We start from the raw sequence: 23,540 nt of genomic DNA, 5'->3' as shown, positions 1-23,540 counted from the left end.
TCTTCGGCGAGCAGACGCGAACGGCCCCAAAATGGTGCCGCAAAGGGTGCTTTCGCGTCTGCTCGCGCCAACAAAATCAGGCCAGGTCGCGGCGGGCGGAGATCTTCGAGCTCAGTCCGTGGATCTGCACGAAGCCCCGCGCGGCGGACTGGTCGAAGGTGTCACCCTCGTCGTAGGTGGCGAGGTTGAAGTCGTACAGCGACTGCGCGCTGCGCCGGCCGTTGACGATGATGTGCCCGCCGTGCAGCACCAGCCGGATGTCGCCGGAGACGTGCTGCTGGGTGTCCTCGACGAACACCTCCAGCGACCGCTTCAGCGGGCTGAACCACAGGCCGTCGTAGGTGAGCTCGCCCCACTTGCGGTCCACGCCGCGCTTGTAGCGGCCCAGTTCGCGTTCCAGGGTGACGTGCTCCAGCTCGGTGTGTGCGGTGATCAGCACCATCGCGCCGGGGGCTTCGTAGATCTCGCGGCTCTTGATGCCGACGAGTCGGTCCTCGACGACGTCGAGCCGGCCCACGCCCTGCGCACCGGCGCGGGTGTTGAGCTCCTGGATGATCTGCAGCACGGACAGCGGCCGGCCGTCGATCGCCACGGGAGTTCCCTTGTCGAAGCTGATGATCAGCTCGTCGGGGGCGTTGAAGTGGACGGTCGGGTCCTCGGTGTAGTCGTAGACGTCCTTGGTGGGCGCATTCCACAGGTCCTCCAGGAACCCGGTCTCCACCGCGCGGCCCCACACGTTCTGGTCGATCGAGAACGGCGAGCGCTTGGTGACGTTGATCGGGATCGCGTTCTCCTCGGCGAACTTGATCGCCTTCTCCCGGGTCCAGGCGTAGTCGCGGACCGGGGCGATGACGTTGAGTTCCGGTGCCAGCGAAGCGAATCCGACCTCGAACCGGACCTGGTCGTTGCCCTTGCCCGTGCAGCCGTGCGCGACGACGGTGCCCCCGTGGCTGCGAGCGGCGTCCACCAGATGCTTGACAATCAGCGGCCGGCTGATCGCCGACACCAGCGGGTAGCGGTCCATGTACAGCGCGTTGGCCTTGATGGTCGGCAGGCAGTACTGCTCGGCGAACTCGTCGCGGGCGTCGACGACGACGGCTTCGACGGCGCCGCAGTCCAGTGCACGCTGACGGACCACCTCCATGTCCTCGCCGCCCTGGCCGAGGTCGATGGCGACGGCGACGACCTCTTTGCCGGTCTCCTTGCCGATCCAGCTGATCGCCACCGAGGTGTCCAGGCCACCGGAGTACGCCAGGATGACGCGTTCGGACATCAGTCAATCTCCTTGTTTCGATTGTTCGAGAGCTCTTCCAGCGCGGCGGCGAGTTCAGCACCGGTCATCGGCTCGCGCGCTGCCACGAAGATCGTGTCATCCCCGGCGATGGTGCCGACGACGGACGGGAGTGCCGCGCGGTCGACCGCGCTGGCCAGGTAACCGGCCGCGCCGGGCGGGGTGCGCAGCACGGCGAGATTACCAGTGGAGTCGACGGAGACCAGCAGGTCACCGAGGAGCCGGGCCAGCCGGTCGGTGCCGCCGGACATGCGCAGCGGGTTGCCGTCCTCGGGGATGACGTAGCCGCCGGCTCCCCCGTCGGGCCCGCGCAGCTTCACCGCGCCGAGTTCCTCCAGGTCGCGGGAGAGGGTCGCCTGGGTGACCTCGATGCCGTCGGCGGCCAGTTTCGCGGCCAGTTCGGTCTGGCTGCGCACCGGCGTCGACGACAGCACCTCCACGATGCGCGCCTGTCGGCCCACCCGGGTGATGCCGCCGTCGGGCCGGGTCATCCCGAGCGCTCCAGCAGCCACACCAGCAGCGCCTTCTGTGCGTGCAGCCGGTTCTCGGCCTCGTCCCACACCGCGCTGCGCGGTCCGTCGATCACCGCGTCGGTGATCTCGTCGCCGCGGTGCGCGGGCAGGCAGTGCAGCACGGTGACGTCGGCGGCGGCGCGGGCCACCAGGGCGTCGTTGATCTGATACGGCCTAAACGGCGCCACCCGGTCCAGCCCGTCGTCCTCCTGGCCCATCGACGTCCAGGTGTCGGTGACCAGCACGTCGGCGCCGTCGGCGGCGGCCGCCGGATCCTCGGTGAGCGTCACCGACCCGCCGGTCTGCGCGACCCGCCGTTGTGCCGCTTTCACCACTTCCGGGTCGGGGGTGAAACCGGCCGGGGCGGCGACGGTGACGTGCATGCCGGCGGTCACCCCGCCGAGCATCAGCGAATGCGCCATGTTATTCGCGCCGTCGCCGAGGTAGGTCATCTTCAAACCGGGCAGTGCGCCTTTGCGTTCGGCGATCGTCTGCAGGTCGGCCAGCACCTGGCAGGGGTGGAAGTCGTCGGAGAGCGCGTTGACGATCGGCACGGTGGCGGTGCTGGCCATGTCGATCAGGCGCTGCTGGGCGAAGGTGCGCCACACGATCGCGTCCACGAAGCGGGACAGCACCTGACCGGTGTCCTCCAGGGTTTCGTCACGGCCCAATTGGGTGGAGCGGCCGTCGACGACGACGGCGTGCCCGCCGAGCTGGGCGACGCCCATCTCGAACGAGAACCGGGTGCGGGTGGAGTTCTTGTCGAAGATCACCGCGACCCCGCGCGGCCCTTCCAGCGGGCGCCGGCTGAACGGGTTCTTCTTCAATTCGGCTGCCAGCGCCAGGATTTCGGCTTGTTCGGCCGGGGTGACGTCGTCGTCGCGCAGGAAGTGCCGGATCATGCTGCGCCCCCGGCGTTGTCGAGTACCTGCGGCAGCGCGGTGATGAAGCTGTCGACCTGGGCGTCGGTGATGACCAGCGGCGGGGCCAGCCGGACCACGTTCGCGGCGGCGGCGTTGACCAGGAACCCGGCGTCGCGGGCAGCGGCCTCCACGGCCTTGGCGGCCGGTGCGGTCAGCACCACGCCCTGCAGCAGCCCCTTGCCCCGCACATGGTCCACCAGCGGGTGGCCCAGTTCCTCGATGCCGGCGGTGATCGTCTTGCCGAGCAGCCCGGCGCGCGCGATCAGGTCCCCGTCGGCCAGTGCGGTGAGCACCGCCAGCGCGGCGGCGGTGCAGACCGGGTTGCCGCCAAAGGTGCTGCCGTGCATGCCCGGTGCCATCAGGTCGGCCGCCGGGCCGACGGCCAGACAGGCGCCGATCGGCATGCCGCCGGCCAGTCCCTTGGCCAGGGTGACCACGTCGGGGGTGATGCCGTCGTGCTGGTGGGCGTAGAACGTGCCGGTGCGCCCGACACCGGTCTGCACCTCGTCGAGGATCAGCAGCGCACCGTGTTTCGTGGTGATCTCCCGGGCCGCGGCCAGGTAGCCGTCCGGTGGGACGACGACGCCGCCCTCCCCCATGATCGGCTCCAGGAACACCGCGGCGGTGGTGCCGTCGACGGCGCCGGCCAGCGCGGCGGCGTCGCCGTAGGGCACGTGGGTGACGTTGCCGGGCAGCGGCTCGAACGGCGCCCGTTTCTCCGGCTGCCCGGTGAGCGCCAGCGAACCCATCGTGCGACCGTGGAATCCGCCTTGGGCGGCAACGATGTTCGTCCGACCGGTCAGCCGACTGATCTTGAACGCCGCCTCGTTGGCCTCGGCCCCGGAGTTGCAGAAGAACACCCGGGCGGGTGCGCCCAGATGGGCGACCAACTGTTCGGCCAGGGCGATGCCCGGCTCGGTGGCGTACAGGTTGGAGGTGTGGCCCAGGGTGCCCAGCTGCGCGGTGACCGCCTCGATGATCGCCGGGTGACGGTGGCCGAGCACGTTGACGGCGATGCCGCCGAGCAGGTCGACGTAGTCCTTGCCGGTGTCGTCGGTGACGACGGCGCCGTCCCCGGAGACCAGTGCCAGCGGCGGGGTGCCGTAGTTGTTCATCATCACCGCTTCCCAGCGGGTCTGGAGGCTCATGGGGTGACCACTTTCGTTCCGGTGCCGGCATCGGTGAACAACTCGACCAGCACGCAGTGTTCGACCCGGCCGTCGATGATGTGGGCGCTGGGCACCCCGCCGCCGACCGCCCGCAGGCAGGCTTCGACCTTGGGGATCATGCCGGATTCCAGACTCGGCAGCAGTTGTTCCAGTGCGGCCGTGTCGATCTCGCTGACCAGGGAGTCGCGGTTCGGCCAGTCGGTGTAGAGGCCGTCGACGTCGGTCAGCATCAGCAGCTTCTCGGCGGCCAGCGCTTCGGCCAGTGCGGCGGCGGCGGTGTCGGCGTTGATGTTGTGCACCACGCCGTCGGCGTCGGGGGCCAGCGTGGAGACCACCGGGATCCGCCCGGCCGCAATGAGATCCAGCACCGCGGCGGTGTTGACCTGGTCGACGTCACCGACCAGACCGATGTCGGTGGCCACGCCGTCGACGGTGACGCTGCGGCGCACCGCGGTGAACAGTGCGGCGTCCTCCCCGGTGATGCCGACCGCGTACGGGCCGTGCGCGTTGATCAGGTTCACCAGTTCCCGGCCGACCTGACCGAACAGCACCATCCGCGCCACGTCGAGCACTTCCGGTGTGGTGACCCGGAATCCGCCCTTGAAGTCACCCTCCACGCCGAGGCGTTTGAGCATCGCGCTGATCTGCGGGCCGCCACCGTGCACCACCACCGGGTGGATGCCGCAGTTGCGCAGGAACGCCATGTCCGCGGCGAACGCGTGCTTGAGGGTGTCGTCGGTCATGGCGTTGCCGCCGTACTTGACGACGACGATCTTGTCGTGCAGTTGCTTGAGCCACGGCAGGGCCTCGGCGAGCACCTGGGCTTTGACGGCGGTGCTGAGTGCTTCGGTCATGAGCTGTACGCCGAGTTCTCTTCGACGTAGGCGTGCGACAGGTCGGTGGTGCGCACGGCCGCGCTGCCGCTGCCCTGGTTGAGTTCGACGGTGACGTGTACGTCCGGCCCGGACAGGTCGACCTCCCGGGCACCGGGCTGCGGGGCGCCGCCGGTGAACACCGCGAATCCGTTGAACGACACCGTGATCGCATCCGGGTCGATGGTGAACGGCACCATCCCGGTCGCGGCCAGCACCCGGCCCCAGTTCGGGTCGGAACCGAACAGCGCGGTCTTGACCAGGCTGTCGCGGGCGATGAGCCGGGCGGCCACCAGTGCGTCGTCCTCGGTGGCGGCGCCACTGACGGTGATCGTGATCCGCTTGGTCACGCCTTCGGCGTCGGCCTGCAGCTGCGCGCACAGGTCGTCGCAGGCCTGCAGCACGGCGGCGTCGAGGTCGGCCTGGCTGGGCGTGATCTCACTGGCCCCGGAGGCCAGCAGCAGCACGGTGTCGTTGGTGGAGCAGCAGCCGTCGATGTCGAGGCGGTCGAAGGTGTGCGCGGTGGCGCGCCGCAGCGCGGTGTCCAGTGCGGCCGCATCGACTTTCGCGTCGGTGGTCAGCACCACCAGCATGGTGGCCAGCGACGGCGCCATCATGCCGGCGCCCTTGGCCATCCCGCCGAGCGTCCAATTGTCCCGGTGGTGCACCGCAACCTGTTTCGGCACGGTGTCGGTGGTCATGATGGCGCGGGCGGCCTCGTCGCCGCCGACCAGTCCACCGGCCATCTCGTGCACGATCTCCGCGGCGCCGGCCAGCACCTTGTCCATCGGCAGCCGGTCGCCGATCAGCCCTGTCGAGCAGACCGCGACCTCGACGGCGCCGGTGTCGGTACCCCAGTCGCTCAACGCGGCGGCGACCGCTTCGGCGGTGGCATGGGTGTCCTGAAAGCCGCCGGGGCCGGTGCAGGCGTTGGCGCAACCGGAGTTCAGGATGACCGCCCGCAGCCGGGCGCTGTTCAGGACCTGCCTGCTCCACTGCACGGGTGCGGCCTTGACCTGGTTGCTGGTGAACACCCCGGCCGCCGCGTAGTCCGGGCCTTCGTTGAATACCAGTGCCAGATCGAGTTTTCCGGAGGCTTTGATGCCGGCGGCGATGCCCGCGGCCCGGAAGCCTTCCGGGGCGGTGACGCCCTGCGCCCGCACCAGCCGTGTTGCACTCACGGTGCCACCCCCACTGTGGTCAGCCCATCGGTCTCCGGCCAGCCCAGGGCCAGGTTCATCGCCTGCACGGCGGCGCCCCCGGTGCCCTTGACCAGGTTGTCGATCGCGGCGATCGCGATGAACGTCGAGGCGTCCTCGTCGACCGCCACCGCGATGTGCGCGGCGTTGCTGCCGATCACCGATCCGGTCCTGGGCAGTTGCCCTTCCGGCAGCAGATGCACGAACGGCTCGGCGCCGTACGCCTTTTCGTAGGCGGCCCGCAGTTCTGACAGCGGCGCTTGTGTGCGTGCCGTGCAGGTGGCGAGGATGCCGCGCGACGTCGGGATCAGCACCGGGATGAAGGACACGGTGACGTCCTTGTCGGTGGCCGCCCGCAGCCCCTGGCTGATCTCCGGGGTGTGCCGGTGCACGCCACCGACACCGTAGGCCCGCGCCGACCCGATCACCTCCGAGCCGAGCAGGTCGACCTTGGCCGCCCGGCCCGCACCGGAGGTGCCGCTGACGGCGACGACGTTGACGTTCGGCTCGATCAGCCCGGCCGCCACCGCGGGCAGCAGCGCCAGCAGGGCCGCGGTCGGGTAGCAGCCGGGGACGGCGATCCGGCGGGCGTCTTGCAGCCGCTCCCGGTGTCCGGGCAGCTCCGGTAGCCCGTAGGGCCACTTGCCGGCGTGCGCCGAGCCGTAGAACCGCTCCCAGTCGCCTGCGTCGTCGAGGCGGAAGTCGGCGCCGCAGTCCACCACCAGGGTGTCCGGGCTGAGTTGTTCGGCCAGCGCCGCGGAATGACCGTGCGGCAGGCCGAGGAACACCACGTCGTGGCCGGCCAGCACCTCGAGTTTGGTCGGTTCGATGACCCGGTCCGCCAACGGGACCAAGTGCGGATGCTGCTCCCCCATGGTGCTGCCGACACTGGACGCCGCGGTCAGCCTGCCGATCTGCAGCCGGCCGTCGGCGTAGGCCGGGTGCCCCAGCAGCAGCCGCAGAATCTCGCCGCCGGCGTACCCACTGGCACCGGCGACCGCCACTTTCACCATGCGAGCATTCTGCATGTATATGCAATACAACGCAAACCGATACAGACCGCCCTCCGCGAGAGTGCAGAAATGTTCGGCAAACCCCCTGGTGGAGATGGACCGTTGTGCACGCTCGCCGGTCGAGAGGAAGGGGCTACCCCCTCAGGGTTGCGCCGACGCGTTCCGCGGCGCAAGCCACCGCGGCGTCGCGGGCCGCGCTCGCCTCGTCCTCGGTCAGAGTGCGGTCCGCCGCCCGGAACCGCAGCGCGAACGCCAGCGACTTGTGCCCGTCGCCGACCTGCGGGCCGGTGTAGACGTCGAACAGCGACACGTCCTCCAGCAACTCCCCCGCGCCGTCGCGCACGGCGTCGGCCACCGCCTGGGCGGTCACGCTCGACTCCACCACCAGGGCGACGTCCTGGAACACCGCCGGGAACGGTGACACCCGCGGCGCGGGCAGCGCCTGCGCGAGCGGGACGGCGTCCAGGTTCAGCTCGACGGCGCAGGTGCCCTTGGGCAGCCCGGTGCGTTCGATGACGGCCGGGTGCAGCTGCCCGGCGTGGCCGATCACGACGCCGTCGGCGAGCACCTCGGCGCACCGGCCCGGATGCCACGGCAGGTGCTGCGCGGCGCGCAGTTCGACCTCGACCCCGCAGGCGCGGGCGATGACCCGGGCGGCCTCGATGGCGTCGGCGGCCTCCACCGGACGCCCAGGCCCCCACGGTCCACGCGGTTCGGCCAGCCCGGTCAGCGCCACGGCGACGTGCTGCGGCTGACGCGGCAGAGCCCCGTCGACCGCGGCGATCTCGGCGTCGTCGGGCCGACGGTCCACCGGGATCGGGTCGATGCCGCGGGCCGGCCCGGCCGGCTGCACCACCTGCGCGATCCCGAACAGCGCGACGTCGACGATGCCGCGGGACACGTTGCGCCCCAACGCCTCCAGCAGCGCCGGCAGCAGGGTGGTGGCCAGTTCGGGTCGCTCGGCCTCCAACGGGTTGAGCACCGAGGTGGTGACCCGGCGCGGATCGTCGTCGGGCAGCCCCCAGGCGTCGAACACCCCGGCGGGCAGGAACGGCGTGGTGAGCACCTCGACGTAGCCGGCCAGTGCCAGCGACTTGCCGACGGAACGTTTGCGCCGCTGCGCCGCGGTCAGTCCGCGCCCGGCCGGGGCGGTGGGCAGCACCGACGGGATGCTCTCCAGGCCCTGCAGCCGCAGCACCTCCTCGACCAGGTCGGCGGGCTGACGCAGGTCCGGCCGCCAGCTCGGCGGGGTGACGGTCAGTTGATCGGATCCGGTTACCGTGCACCCGATCTGGGTGAGCCGACGCACGGTGGTGCCGGCCGGGTAGTCGACGCCGGCGATCCGGTCGGGCAGGTCGGCGGCGATCGTGATCGTCGGTTGGCTCCAGTCGGTGCTGCCCGCGGCCTGCCAGTCGGTCAGTGTCGGTTCCACGCTGCCGCCGGCGATCTCGGCCAGCAGGCTCGCGCAGCGGTCCAGGACGGCAACCGAGATGGCCGGGTCCACCGAACGTTCGTACCGCCGCGCCGCCTCGCTGGGCAGGTGCAGCCGACGGGCAGTGCGCGACACCGCGGCCGGCTCCCAGATCGCAGCTTCGAGCAGCACATCGGTGGAGTCAGAACGCATCTCAGTGGAGCCCGAGCCCATTACCCCGCCGATCGCGGCGGTGGCGACGTCGTCGACGATCAGCACATCGACGGCCTCCAGGGTGCGTTCCACGTCGTCGAGGGTGGTGACCTTCTCCCCCGCCCGGGCGAACCGCACGTCGAAGGCGCCGGTGATCCGGGCGCGGTCGTGGGCGTGCATCGGGTGGCCGAGTTCGACCATCACGTAGTTGGTGGCGTCGACCGCGGGCGAGATGGCCCGGATGCCGCAGAGCATCAGCCGCCGCTGCAGCCACCACGGCGACACCGCCGCCGGGTCGATACCCGTCACGCCGCGCAACGCGAAGCGGCGCACCCCGGTGTCGGGCTGCACGGTCAGCGGCCACGCCTCACCGGTGGCCGGCAGCGCCGGCACGTCCGCCGGGTCGGCGAAGTCCAGGTCCAGCGCACACGCGACGTCGCGGGCCAGGCCGCGCACCGACATGCAGTAGCCGCGGTCCGGGGTGATCGCCAGTTCGTAGACCACGTCATCGAGACCGAGCACCTCCGCGCCGTCGGCGCCGGGTTCGGCGGTGCCCGCGGGCAGCACGATGATGCCGGCATGGTCGGTGCTCAGGTGCAGTTCGGCGGCCGAGCAGATCATCCCGTCGCTGGTGCGCCCGTAGGTCTTGCGGGTGGCGATGGCGAAGTCACCGGGCAGGATGGCACCGGGCAGTGCGACGACCACCAGGTCACCGGTCGTGAAATTGCGCGCGCCGCAGACGATGTCGCGTGGTTCGGCTTCGCCGACGTCGACCTTGCAGGCCCGGATCGGTTTCTTGAACTCGGTGAGTTCTTCGATCTCGGCGACTCGGCCGACCTTCAGCGGCCCCGTGACCGGGCCGAGGGTGTGCACGGCTTCGACCTCGTGGCCGATGCGAAGCAGTGCCTGCTCCAATTCCGCTGGGGTGGCGCTGAATCCGGGGGCGCCGACGGTGAGTGCCTCGTGCAGCCAGCTGTAGGGAATGCGCATCAGGCACCCACCCCGAACGGCAGGGAGAATCGGACGTCGCCCTCGACCATGTCGCGCATGTCGGGGATTCCGTTGCGGAACTGCAGGGTTCGCTCCAATCCCATGCCGAATGCGAAGCCGGAGTACTCGTCGGCGTCGATGCCGACGGCGCGCAGCACGTTGGGGTGCACCATGCCGCAGCCGCCCCATTCGACCCAGCCGGGCCCGCCCTTCTTGCCCTCGAACCAGATGTCGACCTCGGCCGAGGGTTCGGTGAACGGGAAGAAGTGCGGCCGGATGCGGGTGCGCGCCGCGGGCCCGAACTGGGCGCGGGCGAACGCATCCAGGGTGCCGCGCAGGTGCGCCATCGTCAGGCCGCGATCCACGGCCAAGCCCTCCACCTGGTGGAAGACCGGGGTGTGGGTGGCGTCGAGTTCGTCGGTGCGGAAGGTGCGGCCGATGGAGACGACGTACACCGGCAGTTCGCGGGCCAGCAGGGCGCGGATCTGCACCGGGGAGGTGTGGGTGCGCAGCACCTGCCGGGAGCCGGCCGGGGCGATGTGGAAGGTGTCCTGGTCGCTGCGGGCGGGGTGGTCGACGGGGAAGTTCAGTGCGTCGAAGTTGAAGTGCTCGGCTTCGACCTCGGGGCCGTCGGCCAGTTCCCAGCCCATCGCGACGAACGTGTCGGCGACGTTCTCGGCCAGCATCGTGATCGGGTGCCGCGCCCCCAGCGGCTGGCGGGTGGACGGCAGCGTGACGTCGATGCTCTCGGCGACCAGCGCCGCCGCGTCACGTTCGGCCCGCAGCACGGCCAGCCGCTCGTCATAGCCCCGCTGGGCGTCGGTGCGCGCGGCGTTGACCCGCTTGCCCGCATCGGCCCGGTCGGCCTTGTCCAGGGTGGCCAATGCCTGACGTGCCAGGGCCAGCGGCGCACGGTCGCCGAGGTGCTCGGTTTTGGCGCGGGCCAGGCCGTCGAGGTCGGCGGCCTGGGTGAAGGCCTGCTGCGCGGCCTGTACCGCTGCGGTCAGGGCCGCCTCGGTGAGGACGGACGGGTCGACTGGTTGTTCGCCCACGCGACGAGACTCTCCTTGCTGGTGCTGGTGCGGGCCGCGGCGACGACGTGCGACCACGTACGTCGACGGCCCCGAGGTGACGCAAGGGCAAATCCTATCGGGCCGGGGTCCGGTCCCGATTCGTCGGTGCGGACGGGTTACGGCGTGGCCGTCTTGGGCTGAGCACCCGCCCCGCCGGCCGTGCCGCTGGCCCCGGTGGTGTCGGTGGGTGCGGTGGGTGCCTTAGCCGTGGCGCCGGCCGTGGAACCGGACGCGCCGCCCGTACCACCGGTGCCTCCGGTTCCGCCCTTGAGGGTGCCGGCGCCATCGCCGCCGTTGCCGCCCGCACCGCCGGTGCCGCCGGTAGCGGCATCGGTGCCGGCCTTGTCGCTGCCGGTGCTGGCGCCGCCCGCACCGCCGGCCCCGCCGTTGCCCACGGTGGTCGCCAGCTGGCTGTTGGTCGGTAGCTGGTTCGCGCTGGTGCCGCCGTTGCCGCCGTTGCCGCCGTCGCCGCCGTCGCCGGTGACACTGGCACCGCCGGCCCCGCCGGCACCGCCATCGTGGGCACGCCAGGTTCCGTCTCCGCCGGTGCCGCCGCTGCCACCGGCACCACCGTCACCACCGCTGGTGCTGGCTCCACCGGCACCGCCGGCACCGCCCGTACCGCCGGTGCTGAACATGCTGGTACCGCCGGTCAGGCCCTGGCCGGCGTTGCCACCGCCACCGCCCTGCCCGCCGGTGCCAGAGACCGTGGTGCCGCCCGCGCCGCCGGCCCCGCCGTCACCGCTGAACGCCAGAGTCGACCCCTTGCCGGTGAGCGTGCCGTTGCTGTCAGTCCAGCCGCCTGTCGGTGCCCCACCGGTGCCACCGTTGCCACCCTGTCCGCCGATGCCGCCAGTGCTGGCACCACCGCTGCCGCCCACGCCACCGCTCCCGGCGGTCAGTGAACCAGTACCTCCATTGCCGCCGTTACCGCCTGCACCGCCGGTGCCGTCGCCGCTGGCCTCGGTGTCGCCGCTGGCGGGGGTGCCGCTGGCACCACCCGCGCCGCCGGTGCCGCCGTTGCCGCCCCAGGTCACCGCACCGTTGCCGGTGGACCCGGCCCCACCGGCGCCGCCGCTACCGCCCGCGCCGCCCTCGCCGGTGACGCTGGCTCCGCCGCTACCGCCGTTACCGCCGTTACCGGCCGTGCCCATCAGGGTGCCCTTGGGGAAGTTGGTGTTGAAACCGGCGACGCCGTGAGTGCCGTCGGAAGCGAAGCCCTGGGCTCCCCCGCCCGCACCACCGTCGCCGCCCTTACCGCCGGTACCGCCGGTAGCAGTGCCACCGTTACCACCGAGACCGCCGCTGCCGCCCTGGGAGTTGCCCGCGCCGGCCGCACCACCGGCACCGCCGTTGCCGCCGTTACCGGTGTCGGTGCCGCCCGCACCGCCGTTGCCACCGATGCCGCCGTTGCCGCCGGTGGCCGCGCTGCTTGCACTGGCGCCGAGACCACCGGACCCGCCCGCGCCGCCATTGCCGCCGGTGCCGGTGGTGCCGCCGCTGCCGCCGTCGCCGCCATGGCCGCCGGCCAGGTTCGTGCTGCCGCTGCCGGCGGCACCGGCGCCGCCGGTGCCGCCGCTGCCGCCGTTCTCCACCTTTGCCCCGGTCTCATTCACCAGGTGCCCGTCGGTTCCAGTCTTACCGACTCCTCCCTCCGTACCTCCGGTGCCCGCCACACCAGCCGCACCGCCAGAGCCGACGGTGCCGTCGGCGCCTGCGTCACCGCCCTTACCGCCCGAGCCGAGGCCGTACTGCCCCTGCGCGTTCCAGGCGCCGGCGGCACCGTTCTCGCCGCTGCCACCAGCCCCGCCGTTACCGCCATCGCCACCATTGCCGCCGGTACCGTTCAGACCCGCGGTGCCGTCTTTACCACCGGCTGCCCCGGCATTACCGCCTGCACCGCCCGCGCCACCGTTGTAACCGTTGGTGCCGTTGGCGCCGTTGTTACCAGCACCATTAACGCCGGTCCCCGCTCCGTTGGCGCCCCCGACGCCGCTAGCCCCCATACCGCCGTTACCACCGGCGCCGCCGTTACCGCCGCTGCCGGACTCCGTGCCGCCCGCGCCACCATTGCCGCCGACACCACCAGCACCACCCGCGCCGGAACCATCGGTGCCACCGTCGCCACCGTTGCCGCCGTTACCACCGTTACCGGTCAGACCGCCGGTACCGCCTCCGCCACCGTTACCGCCAGCACCGTCGTCTACGCCCTTGCCACCGTTACCGCCGTTAGCGCCGTTCGCATGGTCGGCGTCAGCGTCGGCGCCACTGCCACCGTTACCACCGGTGCTGCCGTCCGCCGGCGCCGATCCAGCCACCCCCGTAGCTCCTGGCGTTGCAGTGCCGTCGGCGCCGACGTGGCCCACACCGCCAGCACCGCCTGTCCCAGCGGTGCCATTGTGCCCGGCATCACCGCCGTTGCCGCCGTTACCACCGTTGGCAGTCCACACGCCCTGGGCACCGGCACCGCCGTCACCTCCTGCACCGGCGTTACCGCCGACACCACCGTCACCACCGGAGCCGTGAGCTGCTGCACCGCCGATACCACCAGCACCGCCACTGCCGCCAGCAAAGCCGGTGCCACCATTGCCGTCACCGCCGTTAGCGAAGCTGCCCGCCTGTCCAGACGCACCTACGCCGCCAGTCCCGCCGGCACCGCCGGCGCCACCGTTCCCAGCCTCCGTACCGCCGGCGCCACCGGTGCCGCCCTGCCCACCGGTACCGCCGTTGTGGTCGTCGGCACTGGTACCGGTACCGCCGGTGCCGCCGGTGCCGCCGTTGCCGTTCAGACCACCGCTGCCGCCGGTTCCACCGTTACCGGCCGCACCGTCGAAGCCATTGCCGCCATTGCCGCCGGTGCCGTACTGGTCGTTGGCGCCACCATCGGTTCCCTTATCACCGGAACTGCCGAGTGCGCCACCTTTACCGCCTGCACCGCCAGCACCACCGGTCTCACCGCCCTTGCCAGCCTCACCACCGATACCACCATTGATGTGATCAGCCGTACCGTCCGCACCAGCCCCACCGGTGCCACCGATGCCGGCCTCGCCGCCGTTGCCCCCGGCACCACCGACACCGATCATCGATCCGTTAGCGTCGCCACCGGCGCCGCCCTTACCGCCAACACCACCTGCATTACCCACGCCGCCGACACCGTCACCGTCGTTGGCCCAGGTACCAGCTGTCCCGGCCGCCCCAGCCAGCCCCTGACCACCGTTGCCACCGGCACCACCAATGCCGAACAGCCAGCCGTTGGCGTTGCCGCCGTCACCACCGTTGAAGCCCACGCCGCCGACACCGCCGGCACCGCCGATGCCCATGATCGAGCCGCCGGTACCGCCCGCGCCGCCGTCCATGCCGACAGTGCCCGCAGGCACATCGGTGCCGGTGACGATGCCGGAGCCACCCGCACCGCCGTCACCGAACATGCCGGCGTTGCCGCCGGCGCCAGCCACCCACTTGCCATCAACGAGCCCCGAGTAGCCGGCTCCGCCGTCGCCGAGCCAGGCGCCACCGTTCCCACCGGTCGGGTCTGCCGCCGTGCCGTCCGCCCCGTCACCGATCAGCACCTGGCTCGGGTCCAGCTTGTTGATCATCTCGATCAGCGACGCGTTCGCCGAATTGTTGATCCACGCCTCGATCTGCGCGTGCATCGGCTGGTAGACGAAGGTGTCCCACAGCGCGGACGCGTCGAACGCGGCCGAACCGGACGTGTCGGCGGCCGAGGCGGCGGTGTCCGAGCCGTCGAACCACGACGCGAGGTCCCAGTTTCCGGCGTCCGCGCCACCGGTGACGTCGGGGGTGAACAGGTCGGTCAGCCAGCTGAAGTCGAGGTCGGCCTGCGCGGGCGGCGCGGCGATCGGGGCCATGCCGAACGCCAGGAACGCGGCGGCGGCACTGCCGGCACCCGCCACCCGGTTCATGCGACGGTTCTTGCCCTTGCCCTGCTGCCGACCCGACATCGGAAAATCCCCATTTCTACGCTGAACGAGACCCGTGCAGACTATGTCACGGAACACAGTTGTTCCACCCGCACGCTCAGACCTGCGACGGAACGGCCAGGTCAGACGGCGGGTACCGCGCGAAACCGGGCGAACCGATATCCCAAGACCGCCCCAAGCGCTCCCAGCAGCGCCCCGACCAGCACCGAGGACCCGGTGTGGGCGAGCACCACGAACCCGAAGATCGACGACACGCCCAGCAGCAGGCACCGCACCGCCGTCCAGCGCACCGGCCCGGTCAGCCGGGTGGCCACCAGCATGCCCAGCAGCAGCGCCACCACGTGCCCGATGTCGGTGAACTCCACGCACGTCACCGAGGTGCCGACGGCCAGCGCCAGCCACCAGCCGATCCACGCCGCCCGGAAGCGCCGTGGGATCGCGGCGGTCAGCGCGCCGACCACCGCGGCCGCCCCGTAGCTCATCCCGACGTCGCGGGCGAACGCGACCGTCCACGGCAGCCAGCCGAGCCGGACCGCCCCGGTCAGACCCGCCGCCACCAGAAGCGACGCCCCGACGTGCCCGGTGGCGAACACCGCCGCCAGCCGGCCGCTGCGCCACAGCAGCTCGGCCAACGCCAGCAGGCACACCAGTCCGGGCAGCCACAGGTAGATCGGGCCGCTGTCGGCGTCGACCACCAGCGCGCTGCTGAACAGGGTGCCCAGCCGCCCGTGCCGCAGGTTGTCGAGGTTGGTGCTGGCCTGGGTGACGATCTGGCCGCGGGAACGCGGTTCCAGCATCAGCAGCGTCACGGCGACGGTCGCGACCGTCACCGCGTAGGTGACGGTGAAGCGGACTCGGGCCAGCCGCATCAGGACGGTCGATAACATCGCGATAACACTATGCCCACGAAACGGTCTCGGCGAATCAGTCCGCGGCTGGCAAATCCCTGCGAGTTCGGAGCCGGTACATGGTGAGGTCGGGTGGCACTCCGGTCGGTTTGGCCGACAGCACCTGCCGGCGGGCCCGCTTGGCCACCACGCCGAGCGCGTCGAGGTCGGCCGGGTCGATGCGCTGCAGCGTCGGCCCGGACACCATCACCCCGCCCTTGACGGCACGTTCCATCACCCGGGCGGCGATGTTGACGTCCACCCCCAGCCAGTCGTCGGCCAGCCGGTGCGGGTGGCCGGTGTGGATGCCGGCCCGCATCTTCGGGGTGTAGCCGTCGACGTCGACGGATCCGATCGCCTCGTGCGCGGCCAGCACGGCGCCCACCGCCACCAGCGGGTCGCGGAACACCGCCATGATCCCGTCGCCCATCCGTTTGACGATCCGCCCGCCGGCGTCGAGCATCGGCGGCTCCACCGCCCGCGACACCCGGCGCAGCAGGGTGAGGGTGGCGTCGTCGCCGGCCCGCAGCGACCACGTCGAGAAGCCGACCAGGTCGGTGAAGACCAGCGTCGCCTCGGCGTTCACCGGCTCGCGCGACACCCACTCCCGCATCGCCTGCCAAACCTGCAGCGCCCCCAGGCTGAGCTCGCGCGACGCCGCGGAGCGGTCACCGATCAATCGGTCCGCGGCACGCGCCGCCACCCGCGGGCCGCCCTCACCGGCGGTGGACAGCGGGTCGCCGAACTCCGGGTCACCGGGCAGCGCCCGCCGGGCACGCCGCACCAGCGCCACCACCTCGCGGTTGTTGCTGGTGCGGTTCAGCCAGGCGGCGGCGTTGTCCAGCGAGAACGACGGGCGCCGGAACCTGCGCCGTCCGGTGGTTTCACCGTCGTTCTCGAGCTCGTCGTCCTGCCGACTGGACGGCTCGAGATCCATGAGCGTCAGCGTAAGTGGCCCGATCCGGCACCGCCAACGACTCCCTCAGCGGGTCCACCGCAGGTGGCGTGATTAACATCACGCGACGCGCCGCCAAGATGTAGACAACGGGTGTTGTCACAATTATCGTTGTGTCAGGTTTCGCCCGACAGGAGATGCCATGACCGTGACACCGACCACATCCGCCGAGCCGACCGCACCCGCCGGGACCGGCGACGCGGCGAAGGCCCGCCCCCCGCGCGAATCCGCCCCGAAGGTGGCCGTCGAACCGCTCGGACCGGACTCCTTGACCTGGAAATACTTCGGCGACATCCGCAGCGGCTTGATGGGCATGTGGATCGGTGCGATCGAGAACATGTACCCGGCACTCGGCGCGGGTGTGCAGGAGCACTCGACGCTGTGGCGGGAGCCGCTGCAGCGGGTGTCGCGGTCGGTGTACCCGATCATGGGGGTGGTGTACGACGGTGCCCGCGCCCAGCAGACCGCCGAGGAGATGCGCGACTGGCACAAGGAGATCAAGGGCGTCGACGAGCAGGGCCGGCGCTACCACTCCCTGGACCCCGAGACCTTCTACTGGGCGCACGCCACGTTCTTCATGATGGTGGTGAAGCTGGCCGAGTACTTCGGCGGCGGGCTGACCGAAGCCGAGAAGCATCAACTGTTCGACGAGCACGTGCAGTGGTACCGGATGTACGGGATGAGCATGCGCCCGGTGCCCAAGACGTGGGAGGACTTCTGCGAGTACTGGGACCGGATCGGCCGCGAGGAACTGGAGTTGACGCCGGCCGCCCGCAAGATCCTCTACATGCGGATCCCGAAGCCGTCGTTCGTGCTGATGCCGACCGCGGTGTGGAATCAGATGTTCGCGCCGATGCTCGGCGTGCAGCGCTGGGTGGCCGCCGGCCTGTTCGAACCGGCGGTGCGGGAGAAGGCGGGGCTGCGCTGGTCCGAGGGTGACGAGGTGCTGTTCCGGTTGCTGGGCAAGGTCAGTCAGCTCGCGTTCACGTTCGTACCGGACGAGATTCGGCTGCACCCGCGGGCCCTGGCCGGCTACCGGCGTGAGCGCGGTGAGATCCCGGTCGACGCCCCACTGGAGGAGGCGCCGTGGTTCATGGCACCGCCGAAGGACCGCCGCGACGACGGCATGCACTACGTCCCACGACGACGGATGAGTCTGATCGAACGGGCCGGATCGCTGGTGCACAGCACGTTCTCGCTGGCCGGGGGGCGCCGCCCGACCCGCCCGAAAGCGGCGTAGTCAGCGGGCGCGCTGCGCGCGCGAACTCTGATACAGGCAGATCGCCGCTGCCGCAGCCACATTGAGGCTCTCGGCGGCACCGGACATCGGGATGTGCACCCGGTGGTCGGCCGCCGCAGCGGCGCTCTCCGGCAGGCCCTGGGCTTCCGGTCCGAACAACCACGCGGTGGGCCCGGTCAGTTGCGCATCGTCCAGCGACACCTCACCGTCCAACGCCGTCGCCAGCACCTGCAGACCCGCTTGCTGCAACGCCGCGAGAACCGCATCGGTGTCGGGGTCGACGACGACCGGGACGTTGAAGATGCTGCCGGCCGATGACCGCAGGCATTTGCCGTTATAGGGGTCGACGCTGTTGCCGGTCAGCACCACCAGGCCGGCGCCGGTCGCGTCGGCGACCCGGATCAGGGTGCCGGCGTTACCGGGCTCCCCCACCCCGACGGCGACCGCCACCACTGTCGGCGAATCCGCCAGCAGCACACCGAGATCCGGTTCGGGAACCTCGCAGACCGCGATCAGCCCGGCGGGGGTGACCGTCTCCGACAGCGCCTTCGCCGCCCGTTCGGTGACCGGGTGGACCGGGACAGCCGAGTCCGCCAGCAGGGCGCCGTAGCGCCCCGCGGCGGACTCGGTTGCGAAGATCTCCCGGGCCAGGCCGCGGCGTACCGCGGCCTCGACCAGGTTGGGCCCCTCGGCCAGGAAGCGCTGTGCGCGCCGCCGGCCGACGTGCCGGTGCAGCTTGACCGCCGCGACCACCCGGGCCGAACGTTCGGTCAGCATGTCCGGGAGGGTCAGGCGGCCTCGCCGGACGGCGCGTTGACGTCCGCCGGCAGTGCGGCGCGGGCAACCTCGACCAGGGCGGTGAACGCGGCCGCGTCGCTGACGGCGATCTCGGCCAGGTTCTTACGGTCCACCTCGACGCCGGCGGCCTTGAGGCCCTGGATCAGGCGGTTGTAGGTGATGCCGTTGGCGCGGCCGGCCGCGTTGATGCGGGCGATCCACAGCTTGCGGAACTCACCCTTGCGCGCCCGCCGGTCACGGTAGGCGTAGGTGAGCGAGTGCAGCTGCTGCTCTTTGGCTTTGCGGTAGAGCCGCGACCGCTGACCGCGGTAGCCCTTCGAAGCCTTCAGGACGGTACGGCGCTTCTTCTGGGCGTTGACTGCCCGCTTCACGCGTGCCATGGGGTTTTCCTACTCTCGTTGGTACGTAAGGGATCTGCGATGGACGGGGCGGCTGTTAGCCGTTCAGCATCGCGTTGACGCGCTTGGTGTCGCTGGCCGCCACATCGGTGCGGCCGTCGAGCCGGCGGGTGCGCTTGGTCGGCTTGTGCTCGAGCAGGTGGCGACGGTTCGCCTTCTGCCGCACGATCTTGCCGGTTCCGGTGCGCCGGAACCGCTTCGAAGCGCCACTGTGGGTTTTCGCCTTGGGCATGTTTCCTCAGTTCTGGTGTCGGGTCTGACTGTTTTCAGTTCTCGGGCTTGGGCTCGGCAGCACTCGCGTCGGCGGTGGTGTCCGGACCGGGTGCCGGTCGGACCGCTCCGCCGGTTCCGGCCTGCTCGGCCGCCTTGGCGCGGGTCTTGGCGCCACGGTGCGGAGCCAGCACCATCGTCATGTTGCGTCCGTCCTGCTTGGCCGAGGTCTCCACGAAGCCGTAGTCGGCGACGTCGGCGCCCAGCCGCTGCAGCAGCCGGTAGCCGAGCTCCGGCCGGGACTGCTCGCGGCCGCGGAACATGATCGTGATCTTGACCTTCGATCCGGCTTCGAGGAAGCGGACCACGTGGCCCTTCTTCGTCTCGTAGTCGTGATCGTCGATCTTCGGCCGCAGCTTCTGTTCCTTGACGACGGTCTGCTGCTGGTTCTTCCGAGACTCACGCGCCTTCTGGGCCGCCTCGTACTTGAACTTGCCGTAATCCATGATCTTGCAGACCGGCGGCTTGGCGTCCGGAGCGACTTCGACCAGGTCGAGATCGGCGTCCGCGGCGACGCGGAGTGCGTCCTCGATGCGCACGATGCCTACCTGTTCCCCACCCGGACCGATCAAGCGGACCTCAGGTACGCGAATGCGCTCGTTGACACGGATCTCAGTGCTGATGGGACCTCCCTGGGTAGTCTTTGCGCACGCCCGCCGCGGGTGCTCCCCCGGGACTCAAGCGGCGTCGACACCACCTCAGCAACGAAAAAGCCCTGCATAAAGCAGGGCCCGATGCCGACCGATCACGGCCTGAGATACTCAAGCCGCCCGCACGCACGGTGCGGAGCAGGCGGTTCGCACCGCCTGCGACCGGACCACTGTGCCGCTGGGAATTTCTTCCTGGCCAGTGGTGGGAGGGGACTCCACTTGCTGTCCTGGCGTCAGCCGGGACGGTCGCGCAATGGAGTCTAGCAGCAGTTCAGCCGCCCTATCGCCACGGCGCCGCGCCGGGAGCCGATCCTCACACCAAATTGCCGGGTTTGATTGCCTATCCTCGCGCCTTATGACCGTCACTCGTCCCCGTTCGGGCAGCCGCCCCACCACCCGGTTGCACTGGGTTCCCGCGGCCGCCGCCTGGGCGGTCGGGATCGCCGCCGCCCTGACCCTGACGGGCAGTCTGTCACCGCTGATCCGCTGGGCCATCAAGGTGCCGCGCGAGTTCATCGACCGCTACCTGTTCAACTTCCCCGACACCAGCCTGGCCTGGGCTTTCGTACTGGGCCTGCTGGCGGCGGCGCTCAGCGCGCGCAAACGCATCGCCTGGCTGCTGCTGATCGCCAACCTGCTGGTGGCCGGCGGGTTCAACGTCGCCCGGCTGCTGTCCGCCGACGCCACCGCGCTGCCGTCGATCGGCGCCGTCATCGGCCTGGTGCTGCACGCCACCGCCATCGTGCTGCTGGTGGCGGCCCGCGACGAGTTCTGGGCGAAGGTGCGCCGCGGCGCCCTGATCAAGTCGGCGGCGGTGCTGGTCGCCGGTTGGACGATCGCCATCGCACTGTGCTGGGGCCTGATCGAGTTGTTCCCCGGCACCGTCGAACGTCCGCAGCGGCTGACCTACGTGGTGAACCGGGTGATCGGGTTCGGCCTGCTGGAACCGCACTTCTTCGCCGGCAAACCAGATCTGGGGTTGAAGGCCCTGTGCGGGCTGCTCGGGGCGCTGGCGCTGATCGCCGCCGCGATCACGCTGTTCCTGTCCCAGCGCTCCGACAACGCCCTGACCGGTGAGGACGAATCCGCGATCCGCGGGCTGCTGGAGCAGTACGGCAAGAACGACTCACTGGGCTACTTCGCCACCCGCCGCGACAAGTCGGTGGTGTTCGCCCCCAACGGGCGCGCGGCGATCACCTATCGGGTCGAGGTGGGGGTCTGCCTGGCCAGTGGCGACCCGGTCGGTGACCCGCGGGCCTGGCAGCAGGCGATCAGCGCCTGGTTGCGGCTGTGCAAGGTGTACGGCTGGACGCCCGGCGTGATGGGCGCCAGCCACCAGGGGGCGCAAGCGTTCAAGGAGGCCGGGCTGAGCGCCCTGGAACTCGGCGACGAAGCGATCCTGCAGGCCGGCGACTTCCGGCTGTCCGGGCCGGACATGCGGGCGGTGCGTCAGGCGGTGACCCGGGCCCGCCGGTCGGGGCTGACGGTGCGGATGCGCCGGCACGGCGACATCGGCGCCGACGAAATGGCCAAGGTGCTGGCGCGGGCGGACGCCTGGCGCGACACCGAGTCCGAACGCGGCTTCTCGATGGCGCTGGGCCGGCTCGGCGACCCCGCCGACGGCGACTGCCTCCTGGTCGAGGCGGTGCGCGGCGACCAGAACGCCGGCGAGGTGGTGGCGATGCTGTCCCTGGTGCCGTGGGGCACCAGCGGCGTCTCGCTGGACCTGATGCGCCGGTCGCCGCAATCGCCCAACGGCACGATCGAGCTGATGGTCAGCGAACTGGCGCTGCAGGCCGCTGACATCGGCGTCAGCCGGATCTCGCTGAACTTCGCGATGTTCCGGGCGGCGTTCGAGCAGGGCGCCGCACTGGGCGCGGGCCCGGTGCTGCGGCTGTGGCGGCGGGTGCTGATGTTCTTCTCGCAGTGGTGGCAGCTGGAGACGCTGTACCGGTCGAACATGAAATATCAGCCGCAGTGGGTGCCGCGCTACGCCTGCTACGAGGACGGCCGGATGATCCCGCGGGTCGGGGTCGCCTCGGTGATCGCCGAAGGCTTTCTGGTGCTGCCGTTCTCCCGGCGCAATGAGCAGCACACCGGTCACCACTCGTCGGTGCCCTCGGCGGTGGCGGCGACCGGCCGGCTGCACAGCGACGGCAGCGCCCCGGACGTCGGCGTGCCCGCCGACGACGCCGAGACGCTCGATGCGTCCGCCGACGGTCCGCGCCTGCCCGAGCAGGTGCGGGTCCGGCTGGCCAAGCTGAAGTCGTTGCAGTCCAGCGGTGTTGACCCGTACCCGGTGGGCAGCCCGCCCAGTCACACCGTCGCGCAAGCACTGTCCGAGGAGGATCCGGATACGACGATCTCGGTCGCCGGCCGGGTGCTGCGACTGCGCGACTACGGCGGGGTGCTCTTCGCCCAGCTGCGCGACTGGTCCGGCGAAGTGCAGTTGCTGCTGGACAATTCGGTGCTCGCGGAGACCTCGGCAGGCTGCGCCGCGGACTTCAACGCCGCGATCGACCTCGGCGACCTGATCGAGGCCACCGGCCGGATAGGCACCAGCCGCAACGGCACCCACTCACTGCTGGTGACGAGTTGGCGGCTGACCGGCAAGTGCCTGCGCCCGCTGCCGGACAAGTGGAAGGGCCTGACCGACCCGGAGGCCCGGGTGCGGGCCCGCTACGTCGACCTGGCGATCAACACCGAGTCACGCGAGCTGATCACCGCCCGCAGCAACGTGCTGCGTTCGATTCGGAACACGCTGTCCGACAAGGGATTCCTGGAGGTCGAGACCCCGATCCTGCAGCAGCTGCACGGCGGCGCCAACGCCCGGCCGTTCATCACCCACATCAACGCCTACGACCTGGACCTGTACCTGCGGATCGCACCGGAGCTGTACCTCAAGCGGCTGTGCGTCGGCGGGGTGGAGCGGGTGTTCGAGCTGGGCCGGGCGTTCCGCAACGAGGGCGTCGACTACAGCCACAACCCGGAGTTCACCCTGCTGGAGGCCTACCAGGCGCACGGCAACTACCTGGCGTGGATCGACGGCGCCCGGGAACTGATCCAGAACGCCGCGGTGGCCGCCAACGGCGCGCCGGTGGTGCTGCGCCCCAGCGGTGACGGCGACCGGCTGGAACCGGTGGACATCTCCGGGGAGTGGCCGGTGCGGACCGTGCACGACGCGGTCTCCGACGCGTTGGGCGAGCACATCGACGCCGACACCGACCTGGCCACACTGCGCCGACTGTGCACCGCCAACGGAATCCACTTCCTGCGGCAGTGGGATGCCGGCGCTGTGGTGCTGGAACTCTACGAGCACCTGGTCGAAGCCCGCACCGAGCGGCCCACCTTCTACACCGACTTCCCCACCTCGGTCTCCCCGCTCACCCGGCCGCACCGGTCCAAGCCGGGGGTGGCCGAACGCTGGGACCTGGTGGCCTGGGGCGTCGAGTTGGGCACCGCCTACAGCGAACTCACCGACCCGGTGGAGCAGCGCCGCCGGCTGCACCAGCAGTCGCTGCTGGCCGCCGGCGGCGACCCGGAGGCGATGGAACTCGACGAGGACTTCCTGCAGGCGATGGAGTACGCGATGCCGCCGACCGGCGGCCTGGGGATGGGCGTGGACCGGATCGTCATGCTGATCACCGGCCGCAGCATCCGCGACACACTGCCGTTCCCGCTGGCGAAACCGCGCTGATCGGTCACGATATGGGCGTGACGCCGCTCGCCGCCGAG

18 protein-coding genes are annotated in these 23,540 nt (G+C 70.9%); 2 read left to right on the top strand and 16 right to left on the bottom strand.

Annotated elements, in window-relative coordinates; genetic code table 11:
* Nucleotides 1-76: 76 nt before the first annotated feature.
* From KIH27_RS05685 to KIH27_RS05630, 12 genes are all read right to left on the bottom strand, one after another.
* On the bottom strand, nucleotides 77-1,273 hold the full coding sequence (locus KIH27_RS05685) for an argininosuccinate synthase (protein WP_214091951.1): 1,197 nt from the start codon (nucleotides 1,271-1,273) through the stop codon (nucleotides 77-79).
* On the bottom strand, nucleotides 1,273-1,782 hold the full coding sequence (locus tag KIH27_RS05680) for an arginine repressor (RefSeq protein WP_214091981.1): 510 nt from the start codon (nucleotides 1,780-1,782) through the stop codon (nucleotides 1,273-1,275). Before KIH27_RS05680 ends, KIH27_RS05685 begins: the two co-directional genes overlap by 1 nt.
* A complete protein-coding gene (gene argF, locus KIH27_RS05675) occupies nucleotides 1,779-2,705 on the bottom strand; it encodes an ornithine carbamoyltransferase (RefSeq protein WP_214091950.1) in 927 nt (308 codons plus the stop codon). The genes KIH27_RS05680 and argF overlap by 4 nt, the downstream gene beginning before the upstream one ends.
* Nucleotides 2,702-3,874, bottom strand: a complete 1,173-nt coding sequence (locus KIH27_RS05670; RefSeq protein WP_214091949.1) for an acetylornithine transaminase — start codon at nucleotides 3,872-3,874, stop codon at nucleotides 2,702-2,704. Before KIH27_RS05670 ends, argF begins: the two co-directional genes overlap by 4 nt.
* Nucleotides 3,871-4,749 carry an acetylglutamate kinase gene (gene argB / locus KIH27_RS05665; protein WP_214091948.1) on the bottom strand — a complete coding sequence of 293 codons (879 nt, stop codon included), beginning with the start codon at nucleotides 4,747-4,749 and terminating at the stop codon, nucleotides 3,871-3,873. Before argB ends, KIH27_RS05670 begins: the two co-directional genes overlap by 4 nt.
* Nucleotides 4,746-5,948: a bifunctional glutamate N-acetyltransferase/amino-acid acetyltransferase ArgJ gene (argJ, locus tag KIH27_RS05660; protein WP_214091947.1), complete on the bottom strand. Its 1,203-nt coding sequence runs from the start codon at nucleotides 5,946-5,948 to the stop codon at nucleotides 4,746-4,748. Before argJ ends, argB begins: the two co-directional genes overlap by 4 nt.
* Nucleotides 5,945-6,994, bottom strand: a complete 1,050-nt coding sequence (gene argC, locus KIH27_RS05655) for an N-acetyl-gamma-glutamyl-phosphate reductase (protein WP_250149615.1) — start codon at nucleotides 6,992-6,994, stop codon at nucleotides 5,945-5,947. Before argC ends, argJ begins: the two co-directional genes overlap by 4 nt.
* Before the next feature lie 118 nt (nucleotides 6,995-7,112).
* A complete protein-coding gene (gene pheT / locus KIH27_RS05650) occupies nucleotides 7,113-9,593 on the bottom strand; it encodes a phenylalanine--tRNA ligase subunit beta (protein ID WP_214091945.1) in 2,481 nt (826 codons plus the stop codon).
* Nucleotides 9,593-10,645 (bottom strand): phenylalanine--tRNA ligase subunit alpha, encoded by a 1,053-nt coding sequence (gene pheS, locus KIH27_RS05645; RefSeq protein WP_214091944.1) that lies wholly within the window; start codon nucleotides 10,643-10,645, stop codon nucleotides 9,593-9,595. The genes pheT and pheS overlap by 1 nt, the downstream gene beginning before the upstream one ends.
* A 137-nt stretch (nucleotides 10,646-10,782) precedes the next feature.
* Nucleotides 10,783-14,628, bottom strand: a complete 3,846-nt coding sequence (locus KIH27_RS22950) for a PE family protein (RefSeq protein ID WP_214091943.1) — start codon at nucleotides 14,626-14,628, stop codon at nucleotides 10,783-10,785.
* 101 nt (nucleotides 14,629-14,729) lie between these two features.
* Complete coding sequence (locus tag KIH27_RS05635) at nucleotides 14,730-15,494, bottom strand: rhomboid-like protein (protein WP_214091942.1); 765 nt, start codon at nucleotides 15,492-15,494, stop codon at nucleotides 14,730-14,732.
* A gap of 37 nt (nucleotides 15,495-15,531) precedes the next feature.
* Nucleotides 15,532-16,431, bottom strand: coding sequence for an adenylate/guanylate cyclase domain-containing protein (locus KIH27_RS05630; RefSeq protein WP_214091941.1), 900 nt, complete (start codon nucleotides 16,429-16,431; stop codon nucleotides 15,532-15,534).
* 160 nt (nucleotides 16,432-16,591) lie between these two features.
* On the opposite strand from KIH27_RS05630, the gene KIH27_RS05625 reads away from it, so the two are divergent.
* Entirely contained in the window at nucleotides 16,592-17,689 is a 1,098-nt protein-coding gene (locus KIH27_RS05625) for an oxygenase MpaB family protein (protein WP_214091940.1), read from the top strand.
* On the opposite strand, the gene KIH27_RS05620 is transcribed toward KIH27_RS05625, so the two are convergent.
* From KIH27_RS05620 to infC, 4 genes are read right to left on the bottom strand one after another with little or no spacing between them, the layout of a single operon-like run.
* On the bottom strand, nucleotides 17,690-18,466 hold the full coding sequence (locus KIH27_RS05620) for a TrmH family RNA methyltransferase (RefSeq protein WP_214091939.1): 777 nt from the start codon (nucleotides 18,464-18,466) through the stop codon (nucleotides 17,690-17,692).
* An 11-nt stretch (nucleotides 18,467-18,477) separates the two neighbouring features.
* Nucleotides 18,478-18,867 (bottom strand): 50S ribosomal protein L20, encoded by a 390-nt coding sequence (gene rplT, locus KIH27_RS05615; RefSeq protein ID WP_214091938.1) that lies wholly within the window; start codon nucleotides 18,865-18,867, stop codon nucleotides 18,478-18,480.
* A gap of 55 nt (nucleotides 18,868-18,922) precedes the next feature.
* Complete coding sequence (gene rpmI, locus KIH27_RS05610) at nucleotides 18,923-19,117, bottom strand: 50S ribosomal protein L35 (protein ID WP_214091937.1); 195 nt, start codon at nucleotides 19,115-19,117, stop codon at nucleotides 18,923-18,925.
* Between the two features lie 34 nt (nucleotides 19,118-19,151).
* Nucleotides 19,152-19,778, bottom strand: coding sequence for a translation initiation factor IF-3 (gene infC, locus KIH27_RS05605; RefSeq protein WP_307856796.1), 627 nt, complete (start codon nucleotides 19,776-19,778; stop codon nucleotides 19,152-19,154).
* Nucleotides 19,779-20,160: 382 nt separating this feature from the next.
* Between infC and lysX the strand changes: the two genes are divergently transcribed.
* Nucleotides 20,161-23,502 (top strand): bifunctional lysylphosphatidylglycerol synthetase/lysine--tRNA ligase LysX, encoded by a 3,342-nt coding sequence (lysX, locus tag KIH27_RS05600; protein WP_214091936.1) that lies wholly within the window; start codon nucleotides 20,161-20,163, stop codon nucleotides 23,500-23,502.
* Nucleotides 23,503-23,540: the final 38 nt, after the last annotated feature.

This window comes from Mycolicibacter acidiphilus, from assembly GCF_018455725.1.
Classification (GTDB): domain Bacteria; phylum Actinomycetota; class Actinomycetes; order Mycobacteriales; family Mycobacteriaceae; genus Mycobacterium; species Mycobacterium acidiphilum.
The sequence above is the reverse complement of the archived record's forward strand: the minus strand, read 5'-3'. Positions and strand labels throughout refer to the sequence as shown.